At 58.5% G+C, this 13,595-nt stretch carries 12 protein-coding genes, 2 tRNA genes and 1 riboswitch; of the genes, 5 read left to right on the forward strand and 9 right to left on the reverse strand.

Annotated elements, in window-relative coordinates; all coding sequences use genetic code 11:
- Positions 1-3 precede the first annotated feature (3 nt).
- From ACUTSU_RS07130 to ACUTSU_RS07140, 3 genes are read right to left on the reverse strand one after another with little or no spacing between them, the layout of a single operon-like run.
- Positions 4-774 (reverse strand): ABC transporter permease, encoded by a 771-nt coding sequence (locus ACUTSU_RS07130; RefSeq protein WP_445653959.1) that lies wholly within the window; start codon positions 772-774, stop codon positions 4-6.
- Positions 771-1,526: an ABC transporter ATP-binding protein gene (locus ACUTSU_RS07135; protein WP_445650411.1), complete on the reverse strand. Its 756-nt coding sequence runs from the start codon at positions 1,524-1,526 to the stop codon at positions 771-773. The genes ACUTSU_RS07130 and ACUTSU_RS07135 overlap by 4 nt, the downstream gene beginning before the upstream one ends.
- Positions 1,523-2,203 (reverse strand): TenA family protein, encoded by a 681-nt coding sequence (locus tag ACUTSU_RS07140; RefSeq protein WP_445650412.1) that lies wholly within the window; start codon positions 2,201-2,203, stop codon positions 1,523-1,525. Before ACUTSU_RS07140 ends, ACUTSU_RS07135 begins: the two co-directional genes overlap by 4 nt.
- Positions 2,204-2,265: 62 nt before the next feature.
- Positions 2,266-2,368: riboswitch (TPP riboswitch) on the reverse strand.
- A gap of 170 nt (positions 2,369-2,538) precedes the next feature.
- On the opposite strand from ACUTSU_RS07140, the gene ACUTSU_RS07145 reads away from it, so the two are divergent.
- From ACUTSU_RS07145 to gap, 3 genes are all read left to right on the forward strand, one after another.
- Positions 2,539-3,561 (forward strand): LLM class flavin-dependent oxidoreductase, encoded by a 1,023-nt coding sequence (locus tag ACUTSU_RS07145; RefSeq protein WP_445650413.1) that lies wholly within the window; start codon positions 2,539-2,541, stop codon positions 3,559-3,561.
- Positions 3,562-3,638: 77 nt separating this feature from the next.
- A complete protein-coding gene (locus ACUTSU_RS07150) occupies positions 3,639-4,613 on the forward strand; it encodes a GlxA family transcriptional regulator (protein ID WP_445653960.1) in 975 nt (324 codons plus the stop codon).
- Positions 4,614-4,691: 78 nt separating this feature from the next.
- Positions 4,692-5,702: a type I glyceraldehyde-3-phosphate dehydrogenase gene (gap, locus tag ACUTSU_RS07155; RefSeq protein WP_012145839.1), complete on the forward strand. Its 1,011-nt coding sequence runs from the start codon at positions 4,692-4,694 to the stop codon at positions 5,700-5,702.
- A gap of 201 nt (positions 5,703-5,903) precedes the next feature.
- Here gap and ACUTSU_RS07160 read toward each other — a convergent pair whose 3' ends face one another.
- The 4 genes from ACUTSU_RS07160 to ACUTSU_RS07175 all read right to left on the reverse strand — a co-directional run bounded on the left by ACUTSU_RS07160 (position 5,904) and on the right by ACUTSU_RS07175 (position 11,136).
- Positions 5,904-6,692: an inositol monophosphatase family protein gene (locus ACUTSU_RS07160; protein ID WP_261097972.1), complete on the reverse strand. Its 789-nt coding sequence runs from the start codon at positions 6,690-6,692 to the stop codon at positions 5,904-5,906.
- A gap of 24 nt (positions 6,693-6,716) precedes the next feature.
- Positions 6,717-7,778, reverse strand: a complete 1,062-nt coding sequence (locus ACUTSU_RS07165; protein ID WP_261094407.1) for an ABC transporter ATP-binding protein — start codon at positions 7,776-7,778, stop codon at positions 6,717-6,719.
- Entirely contained in the window at positions 7,775-10,000 is a 2,226-nt protein-coding gene (locus ACUTSU_RS07170; RefSeq protein ID WP_445650416.1) for an ABC transporter permease, read from the reverse strand. The genes ACUTSU_RS07165 and ACUTSU_RS07170 overlap by 4 nt, the downstream gene beginning before the upstream one ends.
- 107 nt (positions 10,001-10,107) lie before the next feature.
- Entirely contained in the window at positions 10,108-11,136 is a 1,029-nt protein-coding gene (locus tag ACUTSU_RS07175) for an ABC transporter substrate-binding protein (protein WP_445653961.1), read from the reverse strand.
- Positions 11,137-11,354: 218 nt separating this feature from the next.
- Here ACUTSU_RS07175 and ACUTSU_RS07180 point away from each other — a divergent pair, with 218 nt between their 5' ends.
- Positions 11,355-12,395, forward strand: coding sequence for a LacI family DNA-binding transcriptional regulator (locus ACUTSU_RS07180; RefSeq protein WP_445650738.1), 1,041 nt, complete (start codon positions 11,355-11,357; stop codon positions 12,393-12,395).
- Positions 12,396-12,444: 49 nt separating this feature from the next.
- Here the strand turns inward: ACUTSU_RS07180 and ACUTSU_RS07185 are convergent.
- Both ACUTSU_RS07185 and mtfA read right to left on the reverse strand, forming a co-directional pair.
- Positions 12,445-12,520, reverse strand: a tRNA-Asn gene (locus tag ACUTSU_RS07185).
- 102 nt (positions 12,521-12,622) lie between these two features.
- Positions 12,623-13,411, reverse strand: a complete 789-nt coding sequence (gene mtfA / locus ACUTSU_RS07190; protein ID WP_445650418.1) for a DgsA anti-repressor MtfA — start codon at positions 13,409-13,411, stop codon at positions 12,623-12,625.
- 92 nt (positions 13,412-13,503) lie between these two features.
- Here mtfA and ACUTSU_RS07195 point away from each other — a divergent pair.
- Positions 13,504-13,593 (forward strand) — tRNA-Ser (locus ACUTSU_RS07195).
- The last annotated feature ends 2 nt before the right edge of the window (positions 13,594-13,595 follow it).

Below are 13,595 nucleotides of genomic sequence, written 5' to 3' on the forward strand. Positions count from 1 at the left end.
TTGTTAACAGTCATTTTCCGGCGCCCAGTCAATCAGGCGCAGCAGCAGCGCGTCCACCGTTAGCCAAAGCAGGACGGTCATCAGCACCAGAATAAACAGCGCGGCAAAACAGACGTCGGTCTGCATGCGCGCGTTGGCGTTCAGCATTACGTACCCCAGCCCTTCCGCCGAGCCGACCCATTCACCGATGATCGCGCCGATCGGGGCGACGGCGGCGGCCATGCGCAGCCCGGAACCCAAGGCCGGCAGCGCCGCCATCAGCCGCACGTGCCGCAGTTGCGCCCAGGGAGAAGCGCGCAGGGTGCGGGCCAAATCGAGATAATCGTTATTGACCCGACGCAGTCCGTCGAAGAAGGCTGAGGTGACCGGGAAGAAGATCACCAACACGGCCATCACCACCTTGGCGCTGATGCCAAAACCGAACCACAGCACCAACAGCGGGGCCAGTGCAAACACCGGGATTGCCTGGCTGGTCAGCACCAGCGGCATTAGCCAGCGTTGCAGCTGCGGGGAATAAATCATGCACAGCGCCAGTACGGTGCCGAGCAATACCCCGGCCAGCAGGCCGCAGGCAATTTCAGCGGCGGTGATCAGCGTGTGGTAACCGAGATAAGCCCGGTCGTTCCACAGCGCCTGCGCTACTGAAGAGGGGGAAGGCAGCAGAAAGGCCGGAATATCGCCCAGCGTGACCAGTCCCCACAGCAATAGTAGGCCGGCAAACACCGTCAGGCTGCGACGCATCCGCGATAGACGGCTTTCAATCTGGGGTTTCATCCGGCGGCCCTCACCAGCTGCAACAACAGCTCGCTCTGGCTTTTCAGCAGTTGAGGATCGTCCGGTGCGCGCGGCGGAAACCCTTCGATAACATGGCTATCGTCAATACCGGCGGGATAGCGGGACAGTACCAGCAGATGATGGCTGAGACGGCAGGCTTCCATTGGGTCGTGGGTAATCAGCAATACGGTGTGCTGCGCCAGCAGTTCGGCGGCCAGTTGCTGGATCATGGCGCGGGTGATGGTATCCAGCGCCGAGAAAGGCTCATCCATCAGCACAATCGGCTGGCGTTCATACAGGGTTCGGGCGATGGCGGCACGCTGGCGCATGCCACCGGACAGCGCAGCAGGCAAGGCATTGCCATAACCACTCAGCCCCACGCGTTCCCGCAGGTGCTCGGCCCAGGACCGGTCGACCTTTTCACCGCGCAGCCGCGCGCCGAGACTGATGTTTTGGTCAATGGTCAGCCACGGGTAGAGAAAATCCTTTTGCCCCATATAAGCGATGCGCCCGGCAATCGGCAGGCCATCGCTGCCGGCAACCGAGCCGGAGGTGGGTTTTACCAGCCCGGCAATAATCTTCAACAGGCTGGTTTTGCCCGCACCGCTGGCACCGAGCAGGGCAACAAAGTTGCCGCCTGCGATATCGAAACTAAGTCGGTCGAAAATCACCTGTTGGCCAAAACGCAGGGTTAAATCCCGCACCTGAATACCTGGCCGCACGCCATGGTGCTGTGCGTTGACTATACTCATTGGGCATTCAGCCCCATTTGCCAGAAGGCGGATTCCAGCCGTGTGGCGGTGGTGAAAATCGCTGACAGTTCACCCAGGCGGCTTTCTGCACCGCGCTGGCGGCCGACGTTTTCCAGCAGATCGAGTGCGGCCTGCACCCCGGCCAGGTAGCCCGGATCGCCATAGTTGCGGATCCACGAAGCGTAGGGGTTGCCTGCCATCATCGTGGCAGGATCGTTCAGCAGTCGCAGGCCAATCTCGGCATAGCCAGCGACGCAGGGCAACAGCGCCGCCAGCAGGTCGAGCGCATCCCCGGAATGGCCGATATCGAGCACATAGCGGGTGTAATTGAGGGTTTCCGCGGCTTCTGGCTCGGCGGCAATCTGCGGCTCGCTGAGGCCCCAGTCGGCGCAATAGGCCAGATGCAAAGGCAGCTCGGCCACGATTGCATTGAGCGAAGCGGTGGCCGTGCGCATCTCCGGCAGGGTGCGCAGTTTGCTGACCAGCAGGGCGTAGGCGCGGGCAAAGTGGATCAGGAACAGATAGTCCTGGGTCAGATAGCGGCGGAAAGCAGGTTCGGGCAGCGTACCGGCGGCCAGTTGCTGAATAAAGGGGTGAGCGACATAGTCCTGCCAGTGGCTACCGGCGTGCAGGCGCAGTTGTCCGTAAAGACCGTCGTTGAATTGGGGAGTAAACATGGGACCTCCAAAAGTAAGTGGAGATCCGGGCGCGCTGAGGTATGAACAGGCAATGACTGATAGCGTGATTGCCGACCCGTCCCTTCGCTGGCATGACCCAGATCAGGTTCAAAGGGTTCGGCTTGCGCCATCTCAGCCCATTACAGGACACCCCTCGGAGGAGCCTGTTATACGATATTTACTTTTTGATTACAATGCTTGGGCGGGGGGAAGTCCGGAGGGATTTCTCTGCCAAAAACGGTTCGTTTAGTGCGGTCGAAGACAATTTTTCTGGCCTGACAGGGGGCATATTTGTCACTGTAATCCGGTCATAATTGAACCTAAGGACACTACCCATGAAGAAAATTGGATTTCTCTCTTTTGGCCACTGGACGCCTTCGTCACAGTCGGGCACCCGCTCGGCCAGCGATGCGTTGCTGCAATCGATCGATCTTGCCGTCGCGGCAGAAGAACTGGGGGCGGATGGAGCCTATTTCCGCGTGCATCACTTTGCCCGCCAGCTTGGCTCGCCATTCCCGCTGTTGGCTGCCATCGGTGCCAAAACCCAGCGTATTGAGATTGGTACCGGTGTGATCGACATGCGCTATGAAAACCCGCTGTATATGGTTGAAGATGCCGGAGCCGCCGACCTGATTTCAGGTGGACGTTTGCAGCTTGGCATCAGTCGCGGTTCTCCCGAGCAGGTGATTGATGGCTGGCGATACTTTGGCTACACGCCTGCCGACGGCGAGACCGAAGCCGATATGGCCCGTCGACATACCGAAGTGCTGCTGGACGCGCTGCGTGGCGAAGGCTTTGCCGAACCCAGCCCGCAACCGATGTTCCCTAATCCTCCCGGCCTACTGCGCGTTGAACCTTTCTCCGCCGGCCTGCGGGATCGCATCTGGTGGGGGGCCAGCTCAGACGCCACGGCAGTTTGGGCCGCGAAACTGGGGATGAACCTGCAAAGTTCGACGCTGAAAAACGACGAAACCGGCGAGCCGTTCCATGTGCAGCAGGCCAAACAGATCCGCGCTTACCGCGAGGCCTGGAAGCTGGCAGGGCATAAACGAGAGCCACGGGTGTCGGTCAGCCGCAGCATCTTTGCGCTGATGGATCAGCGGGATCGCAACTATTTTGGCAACAGCGGGCAGGAGGGCGATCAGGTGGGCTACATCGGCGATCAGACCCGGGCGATATTCGGCCGCAGTTATGCCGCCGAGCCGGAACTGTTGATCAAACAGCTGGCGCAGGACGAAGCCATTGCCGAAGCGGACACCTTGCTATTGACCGTGCCAAACCAGTTGGGTGTGGACTATAACGCCCATGTGATTGAGTCGATCCTCAAGCATATTGCACCGGCGCTGGACTGGCGCTGATAGGTTGCTAACCCAAAGCCTGCCAGCCTCTATGGAGGCGGGATTGACTTATTTTGCTCATTTTGTATTTTAAGGACATGCATAACTTTCTGATTATCGTCCCCGAAGGGGGCATGTTATTTGAGTCGGCAGGCATCGCCGACATTCTGATGCAAGCCAATCGCTTGAGGCCCAACGATGCTCCGCTCTACCGGATGTCGCTGGCCACCACGCAATCTCACCGGGTAGTCCATGGTTCGTCCGGTTTGAATCTGCTGGCCGACCATCGTCTCTCGGATCTCGACCCTGAGCAGGAACGCGACACCATCATAGTGACCGGAAAAGGCGCGACCGAAGAAGAAAGTGCCTACGTTGTCGACTGGCTGCGGCGTGCCGCACCCCAGGCGCGACGTATTGCGTCGGTGTGCGGTGGGGCGTTGCTGCTGGCCGAAGCCGGTTTACTGGATGGACGCCGGGCGACCACCCATTGGCGCTTGCTGGAAACCTTGCAGACGCGTTTCCCAAAAGTGCAGGTCGAAAATGGGCCGTTGTACGTGCAGGATGGCTCTGTCTGGACTTCCGGCGGGGTCAGTTCCGGCTTCGATCTCACTCTGGCGCTGGTGGAAGACGACTATGGTTTTGTTCAGGCGCGCGAAGTGGCGCAAGATCTGGTGATGTTCCTTCGTCGGCCCGGCGGCCAGGCGCAGTTCAGCCGTTACCCTTTAAATCAGGCTAAAACCCCTGGCCCAATCCGCGATCTCCAGTCGTGGATCCTGGAAAACCTGGCGGAAGATCTTTCCGTAGATAAATTGGCGGAACGGGTCGCCATGAGTCCGCGAAATTTTACCCGGGTGTTCACGCGTGAGACCGGGCTCTCTCCTGCCAAATTTGTCGAAGAAGGGCGTTTATATCTGGCCCGGCAACGCCTGGAGCAGAGTGCGGAAGGTATTGAGCAAATCGCCATCAACTGTGGGTTTGGTAATGGCCTCAATCTGCGGCGCGTTTTTGAGCGGCATTTGCAGCTCTCACCTACCGAGTACCGCGAGCGTTTTCATTCCCGCACATTGGCCTAAATTGATCTATGAACGTCCTTTTCGTCATTTCTCTCCCGGTTTAAATTGGTGACAGAGCCAATAATGAAGGAGTAGATCATGGTCAAAGTGGGCATTAATGGATTCGGCAGGATCGGCAGGAACGTGTTGCGTGCGGCGTTAGGGCGCAGTGATTTTCAGGTGGTGGCAATCAATGATTTGACCGACAGCAAAACCCTGGCGCACCTGCTGAAATACGATTCGCTTTCAGGCACTCTGGCAGCCAGCGTCGAAGCCGGTGAGAACCAGTTGCTGCTCGATGGTCGGCCGATTCATGTTTTCTCCGAAAGAGATCCGGCTGCTATCCCATGGAGCAGCGTGGGGGTTGAGGTGGTGATTGAGGCGACGGGCTTCTTCACCGACAAAGCCAAGGCCGAAGTGCACATCACCCAAGGCGGTGCAAAGCGAGTCATTATCTCGGCACCGGGCAAGGACGATGATATTACGCTGGTGCTGGGTGTTAACCATCAGCAATACGATCCGGCCAAACATTTTGTGGTCAGCAACGGCAGCTGTACCACTAACGGCCTGGCCCCTGCCGCCCAGGTATTGCATCAGGCATTCGGTATTGAATACGGTTTGATGAATACCACCCATGCCTACACCAATAGCCAGGCGCTGCATGACCAACCGGAAAAAGACCTGCGCGGTGCCCGTGCCGCAGCGGAGTCGATTGTGCCTTATTCCAGCGGCGCCGCCAAAGCGCTCGGCAAGGTGATCCCAGAGCTGGACGGTCGCCTGACCGGTTACTCGCTGCGGGTGCCGGTACCGGTAGTGTCTATCGTGGACTTAACGGTCACGCTGAAACGTGAAGTGACGGCCGAAGAGATCAACGCGGCTTTCCGCCAGGCTGCCGAATCCGGCCCTCTCAAGGATATTCTTGGCTACAGCGATGAGCCTTTGGTGTCCAGTGATTATAGAGGCGACCCGCGTTCGTCGGTAATTGATGGACTTTCCACGCTGGTGATTGGCGGTAATTTGGTCAAGATCCTCGCCTGGTACGACAACGAGTGGGGGTTCTCTAACCGTCTGGTCGATCTGGCGGTTTTGATGGAAAAACGCGGTTTGTAGAAGAGTAGGGGCGCTGCATGCTGCGCCCCTCAGATTGATGACAAACACCCGAAAAACGTGGTTTTCGGATGTTTGGGGTAAATCAGAAGATATAATCCTTTGTTTTTATTAGCCCTCAGATCAGAGCTTTTAACCGCAATGGACTTTGTCAGCAGTTTCAGGGGCGCTGCATGCTGCGCCCCTATGCTGAACCCAGCCAAATTACAGTTGCGCGATCTGCATTAAATCTTGTTTGGCCCCTGGCGCGACCGCCAGCACCGGCCCGCCGCGCAGCAGATGTTCCCCGTCGGTATTAAACGGATGGGTCCAGCCACCGGCTTCATTGACCAGGCAGTAACCCGCCAGACAATCCCAGGCGTGCATATAAGGCTCGTAATAACCCACCAGTCTTCCTGCGGCAACCCAGGCCAGCATCATGGCACCGGAACCGTTACGGAAGAAATTGCCGCCCACCGCGGTGATCGCGGCGGCTATTTCGCCAACGCGCTCGGGCGTGACATAGCTGTTGGCACCAAAACCGGTGACGTGGTTTTGCATGGTGCGCTGTGGATCCACCCGCAGCGGTTTGCCATTAAGCGTGGCACCTGCACCGCGTGCCGCAACAAAGCACTCTTGCTGACAAGGGGCGACGATCACCCCGATCACCGGCTCACCCTGATGAATAACCGCAATCGACACACACCAGTTCGGCATACCGTTAACGAAAGGGCTGGTGCCGTCGATCGGATCTACCACCCAGGTGTAGCCAGAGTCACCCGGCTGCAGGCCAAACTCCTCCCCCAAAAAACCGTCGTTCGGGAACTGCTGGGCGATTTTCTCGCGGATCAGTAATTCAACTTCGCGATCGGCTATCGATACCACGTCCTGCGCATCGCGTTTGGTTTCAATCACCAGGCTTTCGCGGCGATTGAAGTAGTCCAGCGCTTTGTCGCCGGCCGCTCGCGCAGCCTGTTCGGCTAGCGTCAGGCGTTGGGAAATCAGCTCATTCATTTTAGATCCTTAATATTTTGAGGCTCACTGGGCAATCAGCGCCAGTCCCTGAGATTTGAAATCAATGGCCACGCGGGTGGTCGGCGTCAGTTGGCGTTCCATCTGCACATCGACAATAAACAGCGCGCCGAGGTCGGTTTTCACTTCATACTCGATATGGTCGCCCAGCCAGGCGCTGTGGGTCACTTCGCCGTTTAATGCCCCGGTTTGCTCTGGCTGCAGGGTAATAAACTGTGGCCGTACCGAAAGCTGTGCGGCACCGGGGCGGGCTTTAGCGCCCGGCACCCGATATTGACGGCTGCCGAGGGTGATCAGCGCTTCGCCGTCATCCACCCGCTCAATGTCACAAGGTAGAATGTTGGCTTCGCCCATAAAGTCGGCGATAAATACCGACGCTGGCGAGTGATAGAGCTCCTGTGGCGCCCCCTGTTGGGCAATATGCCCTTCTTTCATGACGATAATCTTATCGGAGACCGCCAAAGCCTCTTCCTGATCGTGCGTGACATACACGGCGGTAAAGCCAAGGCGCTGCTGCAAGTCGCGGATCTCGGTACGTACCCTGCGGCGCAGCCGTTCGTCAAGATTGGACAGTGGCTCGTCGAGCAGCAGCACCTGGGGTTCCAAAACCAGCGCACGCGACACGGCAATGCGCTGCTGCTGGCCGCCAGAGAGTTCGGCGGGCAGGCGTTGGCCCATGTTTTCCAGGCCGACCAGTTTTAAGCCCTCACGCGCCCGATCCTGCGCTTCTTTACGCGGCAGGCCGCTGGCGAGCAGGCCGTACATTACGTTGTCCAGCGCACTCATGTGCGGGAACAGCGCGTAGGATTGGAACACCATGGCGACGTCGCGCTCATTGGCCGGCAGATGCGTGACGTCTTTACCGCCTATCAGAATACGCCCTGAAGTGGGGTGTTCCAGGCCGGCCAGCAGGCGCAGGGTGGTGGTTTTGCCACAGCCCGAAGGGCCGAGCAGCGTCACCAGCGTGCCGGGTTCGACGGTGAGCGAAAGGCCGGGCAGGGCGGTGAAGTCGGCAAACTGTTTGGTGACGTTCTCAAACACCACCGAACCGGAGCGAATGGCAGTCATAAGGCATTCTCCTGAGGTAAGGCCGCGGGTGGCGTCACCGGCGGGGTAGCAGTTATTGCGCGGCGCAGACGACGTTCGCCCACCAGCAACTGGAAGCTGAGGATCACCGCAAGCATCACCACGATAAGCACCGAGGAGTAAGCGATAGCCACGCCGTATTCCCCGTTTTCGACCAGCCCGACGATGTAGGAGGTGGCCATGTTGTACTGGGCGCTGACCAGGAAAATCACCGCGCTGATCGAGGTAATGGCCCGCACAAAGGCATAAACCAGTGCGGCGCTGATAGCAGGTTTCAGCAGCGGTAGGATCACTTTACGCAGGGTGCGGAAACTGCTGGCGCGTAGCGTCAGCGAGGCTTCATCCAGGCTGCGATCCAGTTGGCTCATGGCGGCGATGCCCCCGCGAACGCCGACCGGCATATTACGGAACACGAAACAGGCCACCAGGATCAGTGCGGTGCCGGTGATCTCTAGCGGCGGCAGGTTATACGCCATGATGTAACTGACGCCGATCACCGTGCCGGGAATGGCAAAGCTGAGCATCAACATAAACTCGAAGGTCTGGCGCCCGGCAAACTTCTGCCGCACGATCAGCCAGGCGGTGAGCAGGCCAACAATGGCGGTCAGCGGCGCGGCGATCAGGGCGATCTCCAGCGTGGTCCAGAACGAGTTCCAGGCGACGCCGGTCCAGACTATCTGGCCGCTGTTCCACTGGAAACCGAAGGCGCGGGCGTAATGACTCAACGTCAGGCTGTTATCCAGCCCCCAGGACTGGACAAAACCGCCGATCAGGATCATGCCGTAGACCACTAGCGTGAACAGACCCCAGGGGATTACTAACGCGTACACGCCATAGCGCAAGCCGCGTGGCAGCCCGCAGTGGGTGCCGGAATCCCCTTTGCCGGTGACGGTGGCGAAGTTTTTCCCCGCCAGCCACAGACGCTGCAAAATAAAGGCGCTAAGGGTGAAGCACAGCAGGATGATCGCCAGTACGGCGGCACGGCTTGGATCGTTTTGCGCGCCCACCACCGAGAAGAAGATCTCGGTCGACAGCACGCCGTGGCTGCCCCCCAGCACCATCGGATTGCCGAAGTCCGCCATGCTTTCGATAAAGCTGATCAGGAAGGCATTGGCCAGGCCGGGGGCCATCAGCGGCAGTGAAACATAGCGGAAGGTGCGCCAACGGTTGGCGCGTAGCGTCTGTGAGGCTTCTTCCAGCGAGGGGCTGACTCCTTCGACCACGCCAATCAGCACCAGGAAGGCTATCGGGGTGAAGGAGAGCACCTGCGCTATCCAGATGCCGGTCAGGCCATACAGCCAGCGGCCTGGCTCGATGCCAAACAGGCTGGCGAGCAGTTCGGTAACCACGCCGGCGCGGCCAAACAGTAGCATCAGCGCCAGGCCGATCACAAACGGCGGCGTGATGATCGGCAGCACGGTCAGCAGGCGCAGCCCTTTTTTAAATGGCAGTGGCGTGCGGGTGGCGGCCAAGGCAAAAGCCAGGCCGAGCAGCGTGGAACCGCTGGCGGTCATCAACGCCAGGGTCAGGGTGCGCCAGGCGGTACCGCAACTGCCGCCTTTCAGGCAACCCAGGCTCCAGATGGCCGGATCCTGCATATTGGCGATCAGGCCATCGGGTTTAAACGAACCGTCCGCGTCCTGTACCGAGGAGACAAACATGCTCAGTACCGGATAAAGCACGAAGGTGGTCACCAATGCGACCAGCAGCACAATGGCTGCCACCACAAAGGCATCCCCCTTCAATACGCCGCGCTCGGCCAACGCGAAAGAGAACAGCAGTAAAAAGGTGGTGATCAGCAAAATGGCACCGGCGCCAAAGGCAGGTTGGCCGTCGCTGAGCGTGCCAAACAGCTGTTCGCTCCACTGCCAGTTCCAGCCGCTGTAGCCGATGGCGTGGCCTTCAAACAGTAAAAACAGGATGCCGACGACGCTGGCGCACATCAACAGTTGCGAGCGCAGGCGGCCCACCGCCAGCAGGCGTGTCGGCGCGCAAACCAGCAGCATCAGCAGGGCAATCAGCAGCCAAGGGCGTTGAAAGGTCAGTATTTGCCACAGCGCGGGCGCACTGGCCTGATCCCACCACAGCGTACTCAGCCAGCCAAAGCCGAAGAACCCGGCTTCCTGGCTGTACCAGGGCAGTAACAATACGGCCAGTGCGCCCAGCACGAGGGCCCCGTCCAGGCGGCGGTTTTGAGCATTCATCGTAACCTCGAGAGTTCATATTTCCGTCACCGCACTTTGCATGGGCGAGAGTTACCTCGCCCGGTTTGTCGCAGAGCGCGTCACATTAGGGAGGAAAGGGACGTGAATTATTGGGCGCTGGCGCCGATCTCTTTATCCCAGCGGCTGAGCAGTGCCTTGCGTTTTTCTGTCGCGCCGTAGGTTTTAAAGTCGTAATCGATCAGTTTGATGTTCTCAAAGCGTGGCGCATATTCGGAAATCGCCGCGTTGCGATTCGACGGCAACTGGAAGGATTTGGCGTCTTTCATGTGCGATTGCGCATCAGCGCTGAGCGCCCAGTCGTACCACACCTTGGCCTCATTGAGGTTGCGTGCGCCTTTGACGATCGACATCGAGCCAATTTCAAAACCGGTGCCTTCGCACGGGGCAACGGCTTTGATCGGGAAGCCATCGACCTGCATCGCGACGGCATCATGCATAAACACGATACCGACGGTGGTTTCGCCGCGTGCCGCTGCCTTCACCGGCGCCGAGCCGGATTTGGTGTACTGCGAGATATTGGCGTTGAGCTTTTTCAGGTAGTCGAAGGCCGGCTCTTCGCCCATGATCTGCACCAGCGTGGCGAGGGTGTTGTAAGCAGTGCCGGAGGAGTTTGGGTTAGCCATCTGAATCTCGCTTTTGTAGACCGGGTCCAGTAGGTCACTCCAGCAGGCGGGCATCTTGAGTTTTTTCTCCGCCAACAGCTTGGTGTTATAACCCCAACCGAGCGCCCCGGCATAAACACCCACGGTGCGGTAACCGGCGCTTTCCGCCTGTTTACGCGCCCAGTCGTGCTGTTGATCAAGCAACGGGGATTTATAAGGCTGGGTTAACCCTTCGTCCGCGGCCTGCATATGCGGATCGCCAGTGCCTGCCCACCAAATATCGGTGCGTGGGTTGCGTGCTTCGGTACGAATACGTGCGTAGGCTTCTCCGGCGGAGAGGCGCACCATACTGACTTTGATATCCGGATGCTGTTTTTCGAACAGGTTGGTCATCTGTTCGCAGACCACCACATCGGCGGAGCAGATCATGTTCAATTTCCCAGTGGCGAAAGCAGGTGAAGCAGAAAGTGCAGAGCCAGCGGCGAGGACCGCTATCAGAGCAACGCGATGCATGGTGTTCTCCTTGGTTGTGTAGGGTGGCGATACGTTGTCGCCTATTTTTTTGCACGTGTGTGCAAATAACTAGAGGATAAAAATTGTGCTGTCAATCGCGAAATGAAACAATTCAACCTTCTCGTCACAAAAATGAAACATTTTAACCGATAAAAATTTGCACAGCTTTGCAAAGTGCGGCAAACTTTTCGTAGAGCAGAAAATGGATGGATATGACGATGGCGGCGGACAAGGCGATGATCAGTGCGAAAGACGTGGCGGAATTGGCTGGGGTTTCCCGATCGGCGGTCTCGCGGACTTATACGTCTGGTGCCAGCGTGTCGGCGGCGACCCGCGAGAAGGTGATGCGGGCGGCTGAAGAACTGGGATATCACGTTAATCATTTGGCTCGGGGATTGGTACGTAACCGCAGCGGCATTGTTTGCCTGATTGTTTCAGAGTTGGCGACCCCTTACCGGGCCAGTCTGGTGCGTTTGCTGACTCAACATTTGCAGGATGCGGGCAAAATAGCCATGTTGATTAACACCGATCGCTCCGATGACAGCGTCTCCCAGGCGCTGCAACAGGCGATAAACTTTCGGGCGGATGCCTCCTTTGTGCTATCCGGCATGCCCGACAGCGCCATTGCCCGTCTGTGTCACAGGCACGGCCAGCGGCTGGTGCTGATTAACCGTGATGACACCTTGCCCGGCTCACTCAGTATCCGGCTGGATAACGAAGAAGCGGCGGGCAGGGTGGTAATGGCGTTTGCCCGCGCGGGCTGCCAGCGCATCGCCTTTGCCAACTCGTTGGCCGGTACGCCCAGCCTGATGGCGCGTGAACGGGGTTTTCTGCAGGCAGCGGAAGCGGCGGGGTTGCCGGTGAGCGTCGAGCGCTTCGGTACCACCTCCTATGAGAGCGGGCAGATCCTGGCGCACCGCTTGTTGACCCGGCGCGAGCGGCCTGATGCGGTGTTTTGCGTTACGGATTTATTGGCCTGTGGCTTTATGGATGAGGCGCGCCATCGCTTTGGGCTGCGTATTCCAGAAGATCTTTGCGTTGCGGGCTACGACGATATTCCGCAGGCGGCCTGGTCTTCTTACCATCTCACCACTTTTACCCAGCCGGTGGCGATATTTGCTCAGGATTCGGTTGCGTGGCTGGTGGCCGAAGAAAAGAAAGAAGAGAGCATGATGCCGGCACTGGGGCAGGAGATGCCGGGTGAAACCCGGCTGTACCATGCCGATTTTGTCTGGCGCGGTACCATTCGCGGGGCATGACCAACGGCAAAAGACCCGCCTAAGTCTCCTTAAGCGGGTCTTTCGAATTTGGCTCCTCTGACTGGACTCGAACCAGTGACATACGGATTAACAGTCCGCCGTTCTACCGACTGAACTACAGAGGAATTGTCTGACCGGGGCGCATCATATCCAGCCACCCAGAATGTGTCAACGCTAAATTCGCCTATTCTGTGCGACTGCTCAGCATCTGAGCAATGCGGGCTGGATTATGGGCATTGTGCGCCGTTTTCGGCCTGAAGCCGCTGTAAACGTGCAAGCGGATCCTGCTTATAGAAGCGACTAAAATGCTGGTACATCACCGGAAAACGGTTGGCCAGCAGTTCGGGCGCGCTGAAAAAGTACTCCGACAGGACCGCGAAACACTCGGCCGGATCGGTGGCAGCGTAGGCGTCCATACTGGCGGCCTCTTCGCCTACCATGTCGATCTCGTCCTGCAGGCTCTCCATCGCGGCGTGCAGGTCATGTTCCCAGGCGGCGATATCGCGTAGCGGGATCGGCGGTATGCCGGTGGCCCTGCCGCCGTTGCGCATGTCCAGCTTGTGTACCGCCTCGTGGATCACCAGGTTAAAACCAGAGAGATCAAAAGAGTCCTGCACGTCCTGCCAGTTGAGTACGATCGGCCCCTGTTCCCAGCTTTGGCCGGATTGCACCACCGGCCCGGAGTGTACCAGGCCAAAGTCGTCCTGCCATTCATCCTCCACCACAAACGGCGTAGGGTAGAGCAGGATCTCATTAAAACCGTCGAGGCACTCGGCACCCAGTTCCAGCACCGGCAAGGCGAACAACAGGGCAATACGCGCCTGCATTTGCGAGGTTAGCTCCAGCCCTTGCAACGGGACGATGCTTTTTTGCTGCAAGATCTGCCCGGCAACGGCGATCAGCCGTTGTTGTTCCCGCTCATCCAGCGGAGAGAGCAGGGGAATTGCCAGTGCGTCCTGCCACTGGGCAAGCGTTTCCGCCTGCGGTTGATGCGTTTTCCACGGCCATTTAATCATCAGATTGCTCGTAAAGTCGTCACTTGAACATTCGGCTGGGGGCTAACTCTGTAAAAATGCCGCAAAAAGAGGCATGATAGCAAGCACTTGAAGGAGAGATGCCGGAGCGGCTGAACGGACCAGTCTCGAAAACTGGAGTAGGGGCAACTCTACCGGGGGTTCAAATCCCCCTCTCTCCGCCATT

This window comes from Serratia sp. NA_13 (assembly GCF_052691735.1).